General features: G+C 75.1%; 2 protein-coding genes. Both read right to left on the bottom strand.

The window, feature by feature from the left end:
- Positions 1-1,082 (bottom strand): DAK2 domain-containing protein (locus tag PAI11_RS23235; RefSeq protein ID WP_138974520.1); only part of this gene is annotated, 1,082 nt, incomplete at its 3' end.
- A 35-nt stretch (positions 1,083-1,117) separates the two neighbouring features.
- Positions 1,118-1,309: a 50S ribosomal protein L28 gene (gene rpmB / locus PAI11_RS23230; RefSeq protein WP_040601508.1), complete on the bottom strand. Its 192-nt coding sequence runs from the start codon at positions 1,307-1,309 to the stop codon at positions 1,118-1,120.
- Between the last annotated feature and the right edge of the window lie 143 nt (positions 1,310-1,452).

Genomic DNA, 1,452 nt, shown 5'->3' with positions numbered 1-1,452 from the left:
GCCGCGCCACCATCGCCCGCCGCGCCACCATCGCCCGCCGCCGCGCCACCGCCGCCGGCCGCAGCGCGGGCCGCGTTGCCGCGCTCGACCCGCGCCGCCACCTGGGCGTCCATGTCCGCCACGTCGACGCGCGAGATCTCGCCGTCGAAGAGCGCCATGGCGCGGTCCGGATCATCAGTGTGGACGTGGACCTTGAGGGTCCGCTCGTCGCCGACGACGACGATGATCGAGTCGCCGAGCGTCGCCAGCTCGCGGCGGGCGCGGCGGGCGTCGAGGTCCGGGCCGGTGACCGCGAAGTTGGTGCAGAAGCGGTAGGTCTCCGACGCGTGGGTCGCCTCGTCGGAGAGCTGGGCGGCGTCGTAGTGGCGGATGTCGAAGTCCGCTCCCTCGCGGCCCTCGAGCAGGACCCGGATCACGCCGGCGAAGAGCACCAGCAGCCCGAAGCCGCCGGCGTCGACGACCCCGGCCTCCTTCAGCACCGGCAGCAGCTCCGGCCCCTCGTCGAGCGCGACCTGCCCGGCCACCACCGCGGCCGCGATCACGGCGGCGAGCGCGGCCGACTGCTCCTCCTCGCTGACGAGCGCGCCGAGCTGGCCCGGCTCGAGCAGCGCGACCGCGTGCGAGGCGGCGCCGGCCATCTCGCGGACGACGGTCAGGACCGTGCCCTCGACCGGCTGACGGACCGAGTCGTAGCCGCGGCGGGCGGCGCCGGCGAGCGCGGCGGCGATCAGCGGCGGCCGGATCAGCTCGCCGGGACGGGCGACCAGCTCCTCGGCGGCCCCGCGGATCAGCTGCGACAGGATCACGCCGCTGTTGCCGCGGGCGCCGAGCAGCGCGGCCCGGGCCAGTCGCCGGACCAGCTCCTCGCGCCCGAGCTCGTCGAGCGAGCAGTCGTCCGCGACGATCAGGTCCAGCTCGTCGAGCACCGACCGCAGGGTCAGCGCCATGTTGTCTCCCGTGTCGCCGTCGGCGACCGGGAAGACGTTGAGGTCGTTGATCTCCTGGCGCCGCGACTCGAGGTGCGCGGCGGCCCCCGCCACGATGTGGCGGAAGCGGACGATGCTGGGATCGGCCGACGGCACCGCCGGGCCTTCCTGCCTACGGCGCCGCGAGGGCGCTAGACGGCCTTCTGGACCTTGTTCGCCTTGAGGCAGCGCGTGCAGACGTACTCACGCGTGGGAGCGCCGTTCACGAGCAGCCGCACCTTCTGCAGGTTGGCGTCGAAGCGGCGCTTGGTGGCGCGCATGGAGTGGCTCCGGCTCTGGCCGAAGGCAGGACCCTTGCCGCAGGAGATGCAAACCTTAGCCATAAGGCGAGGAAGGGTACCGATCCTCCGCCCGCGGCGCGTGCCGGTCGCGGTCAGGTCCGCTCGCGCTGGGGCGCGCGCTGCGGCTGCGGCGGATGGGCCGGCCGCCGGGCGGGCGGCGGGACCCGGTCGGCGAGCCGCGCGGG

Origin of the sequence: Patulibacter medicamentivorans, assembly GCF_000240225.1 — a bacterium.
Lineage (GTDB): Bacteria > Actinomycetota > Thermoleophilia > Solirubrobacterales > Solirubrobacteraceae > Patulibacter > Patulibacter medicamentivorans.
Note: the sequence above shows the minus strand (reverse complement) of the source record. Positions and strands in the feature narration are given on the sequence as shown.

Excerpts from the sequence above, each read along its gene's own strand:
- rpmB (WP_040601508.1), bottom strand. The coding sequence starts at position 1,309 with ATGGCTAAGGTTTGCATCTCCTGCGGCAAGGGTCCTGCCTTCGGCCAG.